The 14,425-nt window shown below is 71.4% G+C and carries 14 protein-coding genes; 9 read left to right on the forward strand and 5 right to left on the reverse strand.

The window, feature by feature from the left end:
- Nucleotides 1–308: 308 nt before the first annotated feature.
- Nucleotides 309–2,342 carry a spermidine synthase gene (locus ACWEVS_RS37420; RefSeq protein ID WP_452419350.1) on the reverse strand — a complete coding sequence of 678 codons (2,034 nt, stop codon included), beginning with the start codon at nt 2,340–2,342 and terminating at the stop codon, nt 309–311.
- 175 nt (nt 2,343–2,517) lie between these two features.
- Between ACWEVS_RS37420 and ACWEVS_RS37425 the strand changes: the two genes are divergently transcribed.
- Complete coding sequence (locus ACWEVS_RS37425) at nt 2,518–3,876, forward strand: S8 family peptidase (protein WP_449930833.1); 1,359 nt, start codon at nt 2,518–2,520, stop codon at nt 3,874–3,876.
- Between the two features lie 4 nt (nt 3,877–3,880).
- The gene (locus ACWEVS_RS37430) at nt 3,881–4,135 is read left to right on the forward strand and encodes a hypothetical protein (RefSeq protein ID WP_449930835.1); all 255 of its coding nucleotides are present in this window, start codon (nt 3,881–3,883) and stop codon (nt 4,133–4,135) included.
- Between the two features lie 62 nt (nt 4,136–4,197).
- On the opposite strand, the gene ACWEVS_RS37435 is transcribed toward ACWEVS_RS37430, so the two are convergent.
- Complete coding sequence (locus ACWEVS_RS37435; protein ID WP_449930837.1) at nt 4,198–4,920, reverse strand: ABC transporter permease; 723 nt, start codon at nt 4,918–4,920, stop codon at nt 4,198–4,200.
- Nucleotides 4,917–5,615 carry an ABC transporter ATP-binding protein gene (locus ACWEVS_RS37440; protein WP_354920571.1) on the reverse strand — a complete coding sequence of 233 codons (699 nt, stop codon included), beginning with the start codon at nt 5,613–5,615 and terminating at the stop codon, nt 4,917–4,919. The genes ACWEVS_RS37435 and ACWEVS_RS37440 overlap by 4 nt, the downstream gene beginning before the upstream one ends.
- Before the next feature lie 53 nt (nt 5,616–5,668).
- Here ACWEVS_RS37440 and ACWEVS_RS37445 point away from each other — a divergent pair, with 53 nt between their 5' ends.
- From ACWEVS_RS37445 to ACWEVS_RS37455, 3 genes are read left to right on the forward strand one after another with little or no spacing between them, the layout of a single operon-like run.
- Nucleotides 5,669–6,304 carry a TetR/AcrR family transcriptional regulator gene (locus tag ACWEVS_RS37445; RefSeq protein WP_449930839.1) on the forward strand — a complete coding sequence of 212 codons (636 nt, stop codon included), beginning with the start codon at nt 5,669–5,671 and terminating at the stop codon, nt 6,302–6,304.
- Nucleotides 6,301–6,780, forward strand: coding sequence for a nitroreductase family deazaflavin-dependent oxidoreductase (locus ACWEVS_RS37450; RefSeq protein ID WP_354920577.1), 480 nt, complete (start codon nt 6,301–6,303; stop codon nt 6,778–6,780). Before ACWEVS_RS37445 ends, ACWEVS_RS37450 begins: the two co-directional genes overlap by 4 nt.
- A gap of 41 nt (nt 6,781–6,821) precedes the next feature.
- Nucleotides 6,822–7,634 (forward strand): ion transporter, encoded by an 813-nt coding sequence (locus tag ACWEVS_RS37455; protein WP_449930843.1) that lies wholly within the window; start codon nt 6,822–6,824, stop codon nt 7,632–7,634.
- Here the strand turns inward: ACWEVS_RS37455 and rpsD are convergent.
- A complete protein-coding gene (gene rpsD, locus ACWEVS_RS37460; protein WP_354920757.1) occupies nt 7,631–8,245 on the reverse strand; it encodes a 30S ribosomal protein S4 in 615 nt (204 codons plus the stop codon). The genes ACWEVS_RS37455 and rpsD overlap by 4 nt on opposite strands.
- A 78-nt stretch (nt 8,246–8,323) precedes the next feature.
- Between rpsD and ACWEVS_RS37465 the strand changes: the two genes are divergently transcribed.
- Together ACWEVS_RS37465 and ACWEVS_RS37470 are read left to right on the forward strand one after the other, a co-directional pair.
- Nucleotides 8,324–9,046, forward strand: a complete 723-nt coding sequence (locus ACWEVS_RS37465; protein WP_452555457.1) for a DUF2470 domain-containing protein — start codon at nt 8,324–8,326, stop codon at nt 9,044–9,046.
- 59 nt (nt 9,047–9,105) lie between these two features.
- Entirely contained in the window at nt 9,106–9,633 is a 528-nt protein-coding gene (locus tag ACWEVS_RS37470; protein WP_452555459.1) for a hypothetical protein, read from the forward strand.
- Between the two features lie 33 nt (nt 9,634–9,666).
- Here the strand turns inward: ACWEVS_RS37470 and ACWEVS_RS37475 are convergent, their stop codons facing one another.
- Complete coding sequence (locus tag ACWEVS_RS37475) at nt 9,667–10,854, reverse strand: ROK family transcriptional regulator (protein ID WP_354920588.1); 1,188 nt, start codon at nt 10,852–10,854, stop codon at nt 9,667–9,669.
- 120 nt (nt 10,855–10,974) lie between these two features.
- Between ACWEVS_RS37475 and zwf the strand changes: the two genes are divergently transcribed.
- On the forward strand, nt 10,975–12,456 hold the full coding sequence (zwf, locus tag ACWEVS_RS37480) for a glucose-6-phosphate dehydrogenase (protein WP_449930850.1): 1,482 nt from the start codon (nt 10,975–10,977) through the stop codon (nt 12,454–12,456).
- Between the two features lie 2 nt (nt 12,457–12,458).
- Nucleotides 12,459–14,360 (forward strand): phosphogluconate dehydratase, encoded by a 1,902-nt coding sequence (gene edd, locus ACWEVS_RS37485; protein WP_452555461.1) that lies wholly within the window; start codon nt 12,459–12,461, stop codon nt 14,358–14,360.
- Nucleotides 14,361–14,425: the final 65 nt, after the last annotated feature.

The following is a 14,425-nucleotide window of genomic DNA, read 5'->3' on the forward strand; positions in this document are numbered from 1 at the left end:
TCGAGGGGCTCCTGGATGCGCGAAAAGGAAACGCGACGGGGACCGGCGGGTACGGCGGAGGCGTTGCGCGAGGCTGCCAACAGATGTCCTTCCGAAGGCGGACTGACCAGAGGCACGCCGGACGACCTCGCCACGTGAAGGTCGTCAGAAAGGCAGCGTGGAAGCACGAGCGTACTCGCCCTGCCTGAATTTGTCCACGCTAACGCAGACCCATGTTCCCGGTCGCATCTTCAGAATGCCGTACGCGAGGCCGCTTGTCAACCCCCAATCCGGTGTGTCACGGGTTCCGCGCTCTCCAGGTCATCCCGTTATGCCGCGGCCCGGCGGGGCAGCAGGGCGAAGGCGCCCAGGTACAGGACGGCGGCCACCAGCAGCAGCCCCTTGTAGCCGGTGACCAGGGCGAGGTACTCCAGGCAGCCGCCCACCATCGCCCCGAGCAGGTTCGCGCCGAAGGAGGTGGTCGCGTCGGCGGTGTCGGCGAAGCGCTTGGCGAAGACGACGTTCGCCGCGAAGATCGGCAGGAACGCCACCGTCACCGCGGCCACCGCGCGCAGCGGCACCGGCAGGCTCAGCAGCCACGAGTTCGGCACCAGCCAGGACAGCGCGAGCCCCGCGAACAGCACGCCGTACATGACGGGAAGCGGAGGGGTGCGGAAGCGGCGGGTGACCTCGACGGCGGCGAGCACGGCCACCAGCACCCCGGCGAACACGATGGCGTTGACCACCCAGGTGGTGCCGAACAGCAGGGCGAAGCCGGTGACGCTCTTGGTCTCCAGCAGCATGAAGCCCACGCCCAGCAGGAACAGGTCGGCGTAGGGGCGCATCCTGGCGAAGGGGCCCGCCACCACCCGCACCGCCAGCAAGGAGACGATGAGGATGAGGCTGAGCGTGATGACGTACAGCGACGGGATCGTGGAGTCCTTCAGGTACAGGAAGGGCCGGTCGTCGCCGGTCGGCGGGGGCGTGCCGGCCGCCGCGCCCGCCCACTGGCCGCCGCAGCGCTGGTCGGCGAGGGTGAGCCCCGCGGTGATGACGGCCTGCTGGCCCGCCTGGCTGACCACGTCGACGCACGGCTTGTGGCCGAAGGCCTCACCCATGGTGGCCGCCAGCCGGTCGACCAGCCAGCTCTCGCGGTAGTAGTTGTACATCGAGAACGCCCCGCCGGGCTTGAGGTGGTCGCGGGCGGCCCGCATGGCCTCCTCGGTGAACAGGTAGCTCTCCAGGCGCAGCGACGAGGCCCCCGACACCAGCGTCAGCGAGTCGGGCAGGGCGAACAGGATGAGGTCGTACTTCTTGTCGGTCTGCTCCAGGTAGGCGCGGCCGTCGGTGATGGTGGTGGTGACGCGCGGGTCGCTGTAGGGATGGTCGGGGTGGTAGGTGCCGCCCAGCTCGCGCAGCTTGGGGTCGATCTCGACCGCGTCGACCCGCTGGGCCCCCTTGGACAGGGCGATGGCGACGTCGGTGCCGCTGCCCGCGCCGACGATCAGCACGTCCTTGGGGGTGCTCACCGCCCTCTCGTACGGCAGGCCGTACTGCGCCTCCCACTGCAGGCGGGCGGCTGCGGGCACGGCCTCCTGGTGCGGGATGCCGTTGACCTGGATGTTCATCACCTTCTCGCCCGCCCGTTCGAGCTGCCGGTAGGTGACCTTGTAGTAGGGCGACCACAGCGCGCCCGCGGTGAGCGTCTCGGCCAGCAGCAGCCCGACGACCACGAGGGAGGGCGTCACGACCAGCAGCAGATACGGCACCGGCGGCCGCGGCACCAGCAGCAGCGCGTAGGCGACGGCCACCAGCACGCCCCAGAAGACCGGCGGGGCGCTCAGGAACGACAGCGCCGTGAACAGCGCGATCCCGCTGAGCGAGCCGATGAGGTCGTAGCGGTAGGCCTCCAGGCGCGGCAGCTCGGGGAAGCAGCGCCCGACGAGCTCGGCGGGACCCATGAGCACGGTCGCGGCCGCCGCGAAGACGATCGGCAGGATCACCCAGGCGGGCGGACCCGTGGTCTCCAGGCTCGTCCAGTACAGGACGCCGTCGGCCTGCTGGTCGACGGTCACCGGGAACATCAGCACGACCAGCACCAGCGCGGCCAGCACGATGGGCGAGTAGTACGGCTGCCGCCGGCTCCGGCCGACCCGCAGGAACCCGAGACCGATCCCGAGGAAGGAGCCGAGCAGGACGAAGTTGGTGAAGTAGCTCAGGTGCACGATGTTCGAGCCGGTCCAGCGGATCAGCGCGAGCTCCAGGAAGAGCATGAATCCGCTCGCCAGGATCAGCCGGGGCCGCACGGCCATCCAGTGATCACTTTCACGGTCTGGAGAGGTGGCCTGCACCTGTGCGGTCATGCCGTCACACGCTAGTGAACCGGCGGTCGGCAGGGAAGCCCCCACCCAGCGTCCCGGTACGGGCGATTTGCCGTGTTATTGCAGGTCACAACCCTCAAGAGTCGCTGGACGCGGCGGTGATGTTGAAGGAATGTGGGGGTGGTCCATTCCCTCCGGCAGAATCGGTGATGCCCCCATGCGAGTCCTGATCCAGCTTCGCCCCTCCCCCGACCTCGTCGCGGCGGTCGCCGACCCCGGACGGCAGGCCACCACCGCCGACGTGGCCGACGGCCTGCCGGGCGTGGCGCTGGACCCGTCGTTCGTTCCCGTCGCCGTTCCGCGTCCGGTGCCCGGGCCCGGCGGCGACCCGCTCTCGCTCGACCAGCCGCTCGACTTCTCGCTGGCCGCCGACGACGCCACGGTGCTCGTGCGCGGGGAGATCGCCGACGACGAGCTGGCCGCCAGGGTGGCGCTGCTGCCCACGCTGCGCTCCGACGTGGTCGGGGTCTACGCCGACCCGGTCATCGAGTCGAGCCTGACCTGCGGCGGCGACGCGCCGGTCGGCGACTGGCACGACGTCGAGCGGCTGCTGAGCACCGCGGCGCTGCACGCCGAGGGGCTCGACGGCACGGGGGTGGCGCTGGCCGTCCTCGACACCGGCATCAACGCCGCCCACGTGGCCAGGCATCTGGGCCGGGGCGTCAACCTCGACGCCGAGCGCAGCTGGAACCCCGCCGGCGTGTCCGGCCGTCCCGGCGAGTTCGAGGTGGACCACGGCACGATGTGCGCGTTCGACACGCTCATCGGCGCGCCGCAGGCGTCGCTGATCGACATCCCCGTGCTGCTGTCCACCCGTCCTGGCGGGTCGGCGCTGGACGGGCTGCTGTCGGACGCGGTGGCCGCCTTCGCGCACCTGCGGACGGTCCTGGAGGCGCAGCCCGCCGAGACCAGGGCGCTGGTGATCAGCAACTCGTGGGGCTCGTTCTCCCCGCGGTGGGACTTCCCGCCGGGCCATCCGGGCAACTACTCCGACAACGCCGCCCACCCGTTCAACCTGATCGTCGCCTCCCTCGAGCGGGCGGGGGCGGACGTGCTGTTCGCGGCGGGCAACTGCGGGCGCGAGTGCAAGGACGGCAGGTGCGCCTACCCCGACCGGCCGATCGTGGGTGCCAACTCCCATCCGAAGGTGCTGTCGATCGGCGGCGTCGACGTCAGCGGCGAGCGCGTCGGCTACTCCTCCCAGGGCCCCGGCCGGCTGACCGCGCGCAAGCCCGACCTGTGCGCCTACACCCACTTCTCCGGGTCGAAGGCGTTCGGCGACGAGGAGCCGGACTCGGGCACCTCGGCGGCCTGCCCGGTGGCGGCCGGCCTGGTGGCGGCGATCCGCACCCACTGGCCGGCCGCGCGCCTGTCTCCGAGCCAGCTGCGCTCGCTGCTGCGCCGTACCGCCGAGGACCGCAGCGAGGTCGGCTACGACTTCGACTACGGCTACGGCGTCGTGGACGCCGCGGGCATCCTGGCCGCGCTGCGCCGCAGGGCCAAGCGCGTAGCCTGACCCCATGGAGGAGCGTGGATCCGCCGGCCAGGGCCGCCGCCTCGTGCTGGTGACGGTACGGCTGCCGCGAGGCGCGACGCTCGCCGACGCGACGGCGCGGCTCGGCCTGTCGGAGGAGGACGTGGACACCGCCTACGGCCTGGTCCTCATCGACCCCGACGAGGGGTTGTACGGGCTGCGGGTGACGGAGGAGGCGGGCCGCAGGGCCGGTCCGCCCTTCGCCGACCCCCGGATCGAGCCCTACGGCCCACCGACGTAGGAGGGTGGGGAGGGCCGATCCGCCCTCCGCCGCGCCCGGGCGGGCCGGTGGAGCCGGTCCGTCTAGGCGTTCGCGCGGCTGAAGACCCGGTTGCCGATCGTCAGGCTGATCGCCGCGAAGAGCGCCACGACCAGCACGCCGATCCCGACCGTGCCGGTCGCGTAATGTCCGGCGAACAGCTCGCGCATCGCCTCGAGCACGTAGCGGAACGGGCTGGCGTACGACAGCGTGTTGAGCCAGGCCGGCGCCATCGACATCGGCAGGAAGGTGCCGGACAGCAGCATCAGCGGCCACACCGCGGTCATCATGACGGGCGCGAACAGGTGCTCGTTCAGCCGCATCGCCGCCGCGTAGGACAGCGCGGCCAGGCTGACGCCGAGCACGATCACCAGGAGCAGCCCGGCGACCACCCCGGCGACAGGGGCGCGCAGGCCGATGGCGTAGGCGACGGCGACCAGCAGCACGGTCTGGATCACCAGGGTGAACGCGTTGGTGAGCACCCGTCCGAGCAGCAGCGACAGCCGGCCCGCGGGGGTGACCCTGAGGCGTTCGAGCACGCCCGAGCGCCAGTCGAAGACGACGCCGAACCCGGCCAGGCCCGCGCTGAGCAGCCCGAGCTGGATGATCAGGCCGGGGACCAGGGTCTCCCACGTGCCGATGGTCGCGAAGATCGGGCCGAACAGCACCAGGAAGAACAGCGGCTGGGCGGCCGAGATGAGGATGCCGAACTTGTGGCGCAGCATGATGCGCGCGTCGTGCCGGAAGATCAGCCAGGTGTCCCTCATGACGCGATCTCCATGAACGCCTCCGTCAGCGTGCGCTCGCCCTTGATCTCGGCGGGCGTGCCCTGGGCGGCGATCCGGCCGCTGTCGATGACCAGCAGCCGGTCGCAGAGCGCCTCGGCCTCCTCCAGGTAGTGGGTGGACAGGAACACCGTCAGGCCGAGGGAGCGGATGTGCTCCCACAGCTCCGCCCTGCTCTGCGGGTCGAGACCGGTGGTCGGCTCGTCGAGGAAGAGCACCGGAGGGCGGTGCAGCAGGCTGAAGGCGATGTCGAAGCGGCGCCGCTGCCCGCCGGACAGCGCGCCGCCGGGCAGGTTCTCCATGCCGGTCAGCCGCAGCGTCTCCAGCGTCTCGGTGATGCGGGCGCGGGCCTCGCGGCGGCGCATGCCGTACAGCATGGCCTGCAGTTCGAGCTCGTCGCCGAGGGGGTTGACCGGGTTGATCCCGCCGCTCTGCGAGACGTAGCCGATGCTGCGCCGTACGCCGCGGGGGTCGGACAGCAGGTCGTGCCCGGCGATGGCGGCCGTGCCCGAGGTCGGGGTGAGCAGGGTGGTCAGCATGCGCATGGTGGTGGTCTTGCCGGCGCCGTTGGCGCCGAGGAAGCCGACGATCTCGCCGGGCGCGACGGAGAAGTCAACGCCGTTCACGGCGTGCACGCCGTTGCCGAAGGTCTTGGTCAGACCGTGTACATCGATCATATTTTTAGAGTAGCCACAATTTTGGAGTGACTGCAAGCTTGTAGCATGTCCACATGGAAGAGGGGCTGCGGGAGCGCAAGAAGCGGGAGACCAGGACGCGGATCGCCGACATGGCGATGGGCCTGTTCATGGCGCGCGGGTTCGAGCAGGTGACGGTCGCCGACGTGGCACGGGCGGCCGACGTGTCCGTCAACACCGTCTTCAACTACTTCGGCACCAAGGAGGACCTGTTCCTCGACCGCCGCGAGGAGGTCGAGGACCTGCAGAGCAGGGTGGTCAGGGAGCGGCGACCGGGCGAGAGCGTCGTGGCCGCCTTCCGCCGCGACTTCCTCGACGCGATCGAGACGCGCGACTGGCGCTACGGCCTCAACGACGGCGCCGACCTGTTCGAGGCCATCGTGGTCGCGAGCCCCTCGCTGACGGCGCGTTTCAGGGAGCTGGAATACGAGCAGATCCAGCACCTGGCCGCCACCCTGGCGGAGGAGACGGACGCCGACCCCGACGACCTGACGCCCCGCATGGTGGCGGCGCAGATCCTCGAGACCACCAGGTTGCTGTCGCGGCACGCGGTCGCGCGCAAGCTCGCGGGCGAGAGCTGGGCGGAGATCCTGCCTCAGCTCCAGAGGCAGACCGAACAGGCCTTCGATCTTCTGGAAAGCGGGATCTCGGGATACTGTGTGCGAATGTGACGATCATCGAGCGCTTAAAGCCGTTCTTCCAGTGGCTGGCGGGCACTGACGCGTTCATGAAGGTCGGCCCGAAGATCGTTCCCGCGATGGACCGTCTCGTCCACAAGGTCACCGGAGGGCGGCCGATCAGCGACAAGATGATCCCCACGCTGGTGCTCACCACGACCGGGGCCAAGACCGGGCAGGCACGGGAGACGCCGCTGGCCTGCCTGCCGGAGCCGGACGGCGCCTTCCTGATCGTGGGCAGCAACTTCGGAAGGGACCACCACCCTGCCTGGAGCGGCAACCTGCTCAAGACCCCCGAGGCCGCGGTCAGCTTCCGGGGCAGGCGGATCGCCGTCGTCGCCAGGCTGCTGGAGGGCGAGGAGCGCGAGCGAGCCTGGCCCGGCCTGGTAGCGCAGTGGCCCGTCTACGACCGCTACACCGTCAAGTCAGGCAGGCACCTGCGCGTCTTCCGACTGACACCCGTCGGCTGACCGTCCACGGGATCTTGTACCACCCCGCAAGGAGTTCCTCTGTGCGCGAGCGCGCTCGTCTGATCATCGAGAGCCCCCGCTTCCAGCGATTCGTCGTCGCCGTCATCCTGATCAACGCCGCCACCCTGGGCCTGGAGACCTTCCCGTGGGTGATGGAACGCGCCGGGCCGGTCCTGAACCTCGTGGACCACGTGGCGCTGTACATCTTCGTCGCCGAACTGCTCGCCAAGGTCTACGTCCACCGCTCGGGCTTCGTCCGCGACCCGTGGAACATCTTCGACACCCTCATCGTCGCCGTCGCCGTCCTGCCGGCCACCGGAGGGCTGTCGGTCCTGAGGGCGCTGCGCATCCTGCGGGTGCTGCGGCTGGTGTCGGTCGTGCCGAGCCTGCGCCGGGTGGTCAACGCGCTCCTGGCCGCGATGCCGGGGATGAGCTCGATCGTGGTGCTGCTCACGCTGGTGCTGTACGTCGGCGGCGTGATGGCGACCAAGCTCTACGGGGGCACCGCGCCGGAGCACTTCGGCTCGCTGCCGGTCTCGCTGTTCACGCTGTTCCAGACCATGACGGGCGAGGCGTGGCCGGACATCGCCCGCGAGGTCATGGTCACGCACCCCTCGGCGTGGATCTTCTTCGTCGTCTTCATCCTCCTCTGCAGCTTCGTGGTGCTGAACCTGTTCATGGCGGTCGTGGTGAGCGCCATGGACGACGAGAAACACGCCGAGGAGGAGACGCTGGCCGAGGTCGTGGAGACGACCTCGGCCCAGGCGACCGGCGCGATCATGGCCGAGCTCGCCGCCCTGCGGGCGGAGGTCAGGCAGCTGCGCGAGGAGATGAGCGTCGGCTCGCCCCGCTAGCGCGAGTAGAACTCGACCACGAGCTGCTCGTCGACGGGCACCACGATCTGCTCGCGCTCGGGCCTGGCGGTGAGCGTGAAGGTCAGGCCGGCGTGGTCGACGCTCAGGTAGCCCGCGGTCCGCTCGTCGGCGTACAGGCCCTCGGCCGCCGCCACGAACGGCTGCATCTTCCGCGACCGCTCGCGGACCGCGACGACCTGCCCCGGCTTGACCAGGTAGCTGGGGATGTCGACCTTGCGGCCGTCGACGGTGATGTGGCCGTGGGCGACGTACTGCCTGGCGGCGTAGATGGACGGGGCCAGGCCGGCCCGCAGCACGAGGGAGGCCAGGCGGCTCTCCAGCAGCACGACCAGCTCGGCGCCCGAGGCGCCGGACCTGCGCACGGCCAGGTCCCAGTAGCGGCGCAGCTGGCGCTCGGACACGTCGTAGTACCAGCGCAGCTTCTGCTTCTCCATCAGCCGCAGCCCGTAGTCGCCGGTGGTGCGGCGGTTGGTCTTGCGGCCGTGCTCGCCCGGCGGATAGGGGCGCTGCTCGAAGTAGCGGACGGCTTTCCTGGTCAGCGGGACGCCCGCGCGTCGGGACAGTCGCACCTTGGGGCCGGTGTAGCGCACGTTCACCTCAATGTGATTAGGTAATCCTTACTAAGGGAAGCCTAACCTATATTCGTTGTCGACCTCAAGGAGACGCCAATGCCCCTGGCCGCCCCTCCGCTGCCCGAGCTCGTCCGCACCCTGGCCGCCTCATCGCGCGCGGCGCAGCTGATCGTCGACGGCACGCGGTGCCCGGTGAGCGGCGCCGTCGACTCGCGCGGCCGTCCCGTCCTGCTCGTCCGCCCGGGCGAGCCGCTGCACGGGCTGCGGGGCGACGCGGTCGTCTCGGTGAACCTGTCGGCGACGCGGCTGCTGGGCGAGGTGGAGCACCCCCGCGGGCTGATCGAGGTGCAGGGCTGGGCCGAGGCCGTGCCCGAGGACGAGGCCAGGGAGGCGGCGGTGGCGATCTCGGCGCACGCGGCCGACGAGGGGCTGTTCGAGGCGCTGGAGCGGTACGGCGCGCCGGACGCGCCCCGCCTGCTGCGGCTCGACGTCGGCCAGGTGGTCTACCTGACGGGCGAGCAGTCCGGGGTGCTGGACGCCGACGAGTACCTGGACGCGGCGCCCGACCCGCTGGCCGAGGTGGCCGAACGGGTGCTCGCGCACGTCAACGGCTCGCACCGGTCACAGCTGGCCGCGGGCGTCGAGCGCCTGCTCGGGCTGCCCGCCGAGCAGGCCTGGCTGTGGGAGCTCGACAGGTACGGCGCGACGGTCAGGATCGGCGACGACGACCCCGCGTTGGTGCGCTTCCCCTGGCCGGTGCCCGCCGGATCGGGGCTGTGCCTGGAGACGGCGCTCCGGGCCATTCTCTGCACCTGCTGAGACGGGACCGGCGGGCGTGCTTGATCCATCCGCTCGACGCCTCACCTACCATGCATCAGGTGAGCGATACCGGGCGGCGCGAGCGCGCCATGATGACCATCGCGGCTCTGGCCGGCACGGCGATGCTGGCGTTCTCGGCGATCCTCATCGGCGGGTCCCTGCCGTCGCCGGGGCCGTGGGGAGCCAGGGGGGAGGTCGAGCCGCCCACCCCCGCCGAGCGCACGACGCAGACGCACGCGGCGAGCAGCACCCCGCGCGCGAGCGAACGTCCCTTCGCCCGCCAGGAGGCGCCCGAGCCGATCGCGACCCACCCGAGCCGCTCCTCCGCCTCCGCCGAGCCGACGCCCGTCAGGGCCGAGCCGCAGCGTAGCCCTGGCCTGGTCGCTCCCGACACGCCCAGCGAGGATCCCGAGATGCCGGCGGCGGCCAGGCCGCCCGCGCCGGGGCTGATCGAGGCCACCTCGACCACGCCCGAGCCGCCGCGCCGTACCAGGAAGCCGCCGAAGAAGCCGAAGAAGCGCCTGCAGCAGGGCACGGAGCTCAAGGACGTCGCCGAGCCAGGCGGTGAGCGGAGCGACGGTTCCTGAGCCCCTGAGCCCCTGCGCCTCCCGGGCGCCCGGTCAGCGCTGGTGGCGCTGGGTCAGGGTCTCGTCCACGGCGTCCGGTGACAGGACGTGGTCGAGCACCATCACCGCGCACCCGGTGATGCCGGCGGCCGCGCCCATCCGGCTGGTCTCGATCCGCAGCCTGCGGGTGGCCAGCGCGGTCGAACGCCGGTAGACCACCTCGCGGATGCTCGAGACGAGCGGCCCGAACGCCTCGGCCACGTCCCCGCCGAGGACGACCACGGCGGGGTTGAGGATGTTGACCGCCCCGGCGATCACCTCGCCGATCCGGCGGCCCGCCGCGCGCACGATCGCCATCGTCTCGGCGTCGCCCGCGCGCACCAGCGCGGTCACGTCCGCGATGGTCTTCACGTCGCGGCCGGCCGCGCGCAGCTCGCGCAGCAGCGCGGTGCCGCTGGCCACCGAGTCGACGCAGTCGACGTTGCCGCACCTGCACAGCACGCCGCCGCCGTCGCGCACGGGGATGTGCCCGATCTCGCCGGCCGCGCCGAGCGCGCCGCGCAGGATCTCGCCGCCCGCGATCACGCCCGCGCCGATCCTGGTGGAGATCTTCACGAACACCAGGTCGCCGGTCTCCTCGGCGTAGGCGCCGCGGTGCTCGCCGATGGCCAGGACGTTGACGTCGTTGTCGACGAAGACCGGGACGGGGAAGCGCTCGTGGATCAGCGGCGGGATCACCACGCCCGTCCAGCTGGCCATCACCCTGGCCGACTCCGTCCGGCCCGCGGCGAACTCGACGGTCGCGGGCACGCCCATCCCCACGCCCTTGACCCGGTCGCGGGCGGTGCCGTCGAGCAGTTCGTCCCAGGTGTCCATGAGCAGCGGCAGCACCACGTCCGGCCCCTGCTCCACGTCGATGACGAACTCGCGGCCCGCCAGCTCGCGGCCCGCCAGGTCGCACACGGCCACCCTGGTACGGCTCGCGCCGAGCGCGGCGACCAGCACCACACCGCCCGAGGCGTTGAACTCCAGCCGCACCGGAGGGCGTCCGCCCGTCGACGGCGCGTCGGTCCGCTCGACGACCAGGCCGCGTTCCAGCAGCTCGCCGACCCGCAGCGACACCGCCGGCCGGGACAGGCCGGTCACCCGTCCGAGGTCCGCGCGCGTGACGGCCTCACCCGTGCGGATGAGGTCGAGGACCTCCCCGCTGGTGGCGAGCGAGGCTGCGGTACGTCTGGGCATCGGCTAAGTGAATCACAGCCGGTTACGTAATGAAAACTCCAGACTTTCTCATCTCAAATAGCAAAAGCCCGCTTGTGTCCTCCCCGAACTCTGGCTAGTGTCCGTTCTGTCCTTGCTTGGTTGATCACCGGAGTCCCAGCCGTGCTCTCCCCCACCTGTCACATCGCCGATCTGGTCGTCTTCGGCGGCACCGGCGACCTGTCGATGCGCAAGCTGCTGCCCGCGTTGTTCCACTCCGACCTGGAAGGCAGGCTCGCCCCCGAGACGCGCGTCATCGCGATGTCGCGCGGCGGGCTGACGGACGCCGACTTCCGCGGCAAGGTCGACGCCGAGGTGCGCTCGGCCGTACCGGACGACGCGGAGGCGTGGCAGCGTTTCCTCGGCCGCCTGTACCACGTGTCGGTCGACGTGGGCGGTGACGACGGCAGCGGCTGGTCCGACCTGGTGAAGATGCTGGCCGGGCACGAGGACAGGGACCGGGTCTTCTACCTGGCCAGCCCGCCCATGACGTTCGGCCCCTTCTGCCGCGAGCTGCAGCAGGCGGGGCTGGTCACGCCCCGCTCGCGCGTGGTGCTGGAGAAGCCGCTCGGACGCGACCTGGTGAGCGCCCAGCGCATCAACGACGAGGTCGGCGAGATCTTCGACGAGCAGCAGGTCTTCCGCATCGACCACTACCTCGGCAAGGAGACGGTGCAGAACCTGCTGGTCCTGCGCTTCGCCAACGCCTTCCTCGAGCCGATCTGGAACTCCCTCTGGATCGACCACGTGCAGATCACCGCCGCCGAGACCGTCGGCACCCCGGGCCGCCGGGGCTACTACGACCACGCGGGCGCGCTGCGCGACATGGTGCAGAACCACCTGCTGCAGCTGCTCACCCTGGTCGCCATGGAGCCGCCGGCCCGCAACGACCGCGAGGCGATCCGCGACGAGAAGGTCAAGGTGCTGCAGTCGCTGCGGCCCATCGTCGGCACCGAGGTGGACCGTTTCACCGTGCGCGGCCAGTACACCGGCACCGGCGACATGCCGTCCTACCTCGACGAGCCCGCCTCCACGCCGCCGACCGAGGCCTCGCGCAGGGTCGAGACGTTCACCGCGATCCGGGCCGAGGTCAAGAACTGGCGGTGGGCGGGCGTGCCGTTCTACCTGCGCACCGGCAAGCGCATGCCGTACCGGCGCTCGGAGATCGTCATCCAGTTCAAGGACGTGCCGCACTCGATCTTCCCCGGCGGCACGCCCAACCGCCTGGTGCTGCGGCTGCAGCCCGAGGAGGGCATCGAGCTGCACATCATGGCCAAGGAGCCGGGCGCGGGCGAGACCCTGCTGAAGCCGGTGCCGCTGTCGCTCAGCTTCGGCAAGACGTTCACCGCCCGGGTGCCCGAGGCCTACGAGCGGCTGCTGTCCGACGTGCTCGCCGGCAACCCGACGTTGTTCATGCGGCGCGACGAGGTCGAGGCCGCCTGGCGCTGGATCGACCCGATCCTCGCGGCGTGGGAGTCGTCGGCCGAGCTGCCCGAGCCCTATCCCGCGGGGACGACCGGCCCGGCCGGCGCGCACGAACTGCTCGGCCGCAGTGGCCGGGCCTGGCACGAAGAGGAGGCGTAGTAGTGAATCCGATCATCCAGCAGGTGACCGAGCGGGTGGCCGCGCGCTCCCTCGCCAGCCGTACCGTCTATCTGGAGCGCGTCAGGCGCGAGGGCGAGCTGGCCCGCTCGCGCGGGCCGGCCCGCGCCCACCTCGGGTGCGCGAACCTGGCCCACGGCTTCGCCGCCGCGGGTCCGGAGGACAAGCCCCTGCTGAGGGGGGCGGCCAAGCCCGGCGTGGCGATCGTGACCAGCTACAACGACATGCTGAGCGCGCACCAGCCGTACGAGACCTACCCCGGTGAGCTGAAGACCGCCGTGCGCAGGGCAGGCGGCGTCGCGCAGGTGGCCGGCGGCGTGCCGGCCATGTGCGACGGCATCACCCAGGGCCGCGCCGGCATGGAGCTGTCCCTCTACAGCCGCGACGTGATCGCGATGGCGACGGCGATCGCGCTGTCGCACGACATGTTCGACGCCTCCCTCATGCTGGGCGTCTGCGACAAGATCGTGCCCGGCCTGCTGATCGGCGCCCTGCACTTCGGCCACCTGCCCGCCGTCTTCGTGCCCGCCGGGCCGATGACATCGGGGCTGCCGAACAAGGTCAAGGCGCGCACCCGCCAGCTGTTCGCCGAGGGCAAGGTCGGCAGGGACGAGCTGCTGGACGCGGAGTCGAAGTCCTACCACTCCCCCGGCACCTGCACCTTCTACGGCACCGCGAACTCCAACCAGGTGATGGTCGAGGTCATGGGCCTGCACCTGCCGGGCTCGACCTTCGTCAACCCGCACACCCCGCTGCGGCACGCCCTCACCGAGGCGGCCGGCGCGCGGGCGGTCGAGATCACCGCCCACGGCCCCGAGTACACCCCCGTGGGCGAGGTCGTCGACGAGAAGGCGATCGTCAACGCCTGCGTCGCGCTGCTGGCCACCGGCGGCTCGACCAACCACACGCTGCACCTGGTCGCCATCGCGGCCGCCGCGGGCATCGTGCTGACCTGGGACGACCTGGCCGCGCTGTCCAAGGTCGTGCCCTCGCTGACCAAGATGTACCCCAACGGCCAGGCCGACGTGAACCACTTCCGCGACGCGGGCGGCATGCAGGTCCTGATCGGCGACCTGCTGGACAACGGCCTGCTGCACGGTGACGTGCTGACGATCGCGGGCAGGGGCCTGGACCACTACCGGTCGGCTCCCGCCCTCAAGGAGGACGCGCTGGTCTGGGAGGAGGTCACCGCCGGCAGCGCCGACCTCGACGTGCTGCGGCCCGTCTCCGCGCCGTTCTCGGCCGACGGCGGCATCCACATGCTCGACGGCAACCTGGGCTGCGCGGTCAGCAAGGTCTCCTCGGTCAAGCCCGAGCACCTGGTGATCGAGGCGCCCGCGCGCGTCTTCGACGACCAGCTGCAGCTGCTGCGCGCCTTCGAGGCGGGCGAACTGGACGGGCAGGACTTCGTGGCGGTCATCCGCTACCAGGGGCCGAGCGCGAACGGCATGCCCGAGCTGCACAAGCTGACCCCGCCGCTGGCCGTGCTGCTCGACCGCGGGCAGCGGGTGGCGATCGTGACCGACGGCCGGATGTCGGGCGCGTCGGGCAAGGTGCCGGCGGCGATCCACCTGTCGCCCGAGGCGGCCGACGGCGGGCCCATCGCGCTGGTCCGCGACGGTGACCTGATCAGGCTCGACTCGGCGGCCGGGACCCTCGACGTGCTGGCCGACCTGTCGGGGCGCACGCCGGAGGGGCGGGCGCTCAGCGACGCCGAGTGGGTCGGCACGGGGCGCGAGCTGTTCTCGGCGTTCCGCCGGATGACGGGGCACGCCGAGCACGGGGCCGGCCTCTTCGGCGTCAACGGGGCCGAGTCGGCCACGCACGGGCCCGGCATCGGCTTCGCGGCGCCCGCCGGGTTCGCCCACACGGAGGTCGCCCAGTGATCGGCGCCACCACGCACCGGCCGCCCGGCGCCCGACCGGCGTGCTCGCCGCCGGGCCCGGCCGTG

The sequence above is a fragment of the Nonomuraea sp. NPDC003754 genome, assembly GCF_053605785.1.

Excerpts from the sequence above, each read along its gene's own strand:
- ACWEVS_RS37420 (WP_452419350.1), bottom strand. The coding sequence starts at position 2,342 with ATGACCGCACAGGTGCAGGCCACCTCTCCAGACCGTGAAAGTGATCAC.
- ACWEVS_RS37430 (WP_449930835.1), top strand. The coding sequence starts at position 3,881 with ATGGAGGAGCGTGGATCCGCCGGCCAGGGCCGCCGCCTCGTGCTGGTG.
- ACWEVS_RS37425 (WP_449930833.1), top strand. The coding sequence starts at position 2,518 with ATGCGAGTCCTGATCCAGCTTCGCCCCTCCCCCGACCTCGTCGCGGCG.
- ACWEVS_RS37440 (WP_354920571.1), bottom strand. The coding sequence starts at position 5,615 with ATGATCGATGTACACGGTCTGACCAAGACCTTCGGCAACGGCGTGCAC.
- ACWEVS_RS37475 (WP_354920588.1), bottom strand. The coding sequence starts at position 10,854 with ATGCCCAGACGTACCGCAGCCTCGCTCGCCACCAGCGGGGAGGTCCTC.
- ACWEVS_RS37435 (WP_449930837.1), bottom strand. The coding sequence starts at position 4,920 with ATGAGGGACACCTGGCTGATCTTCCGGCACGACGCGCGCATCATGCTG.
- ACWEVS_RS37445 (WP_449930839.1), top strand. The coding sequence starts at position 5,669 with ATGGAAGAGGGGCTGCGGGAGCGCAAGAAGCGGGAGACCAGGACGCGG.
- ACWEVS_RS37465 (WP_452555457.1), top strand. The coding sequence starts at position 8,324 with ATGCCCCTGGCCGCCCCTCCGCTGCCCGAGCTCGTCCGCACCCTGGCC.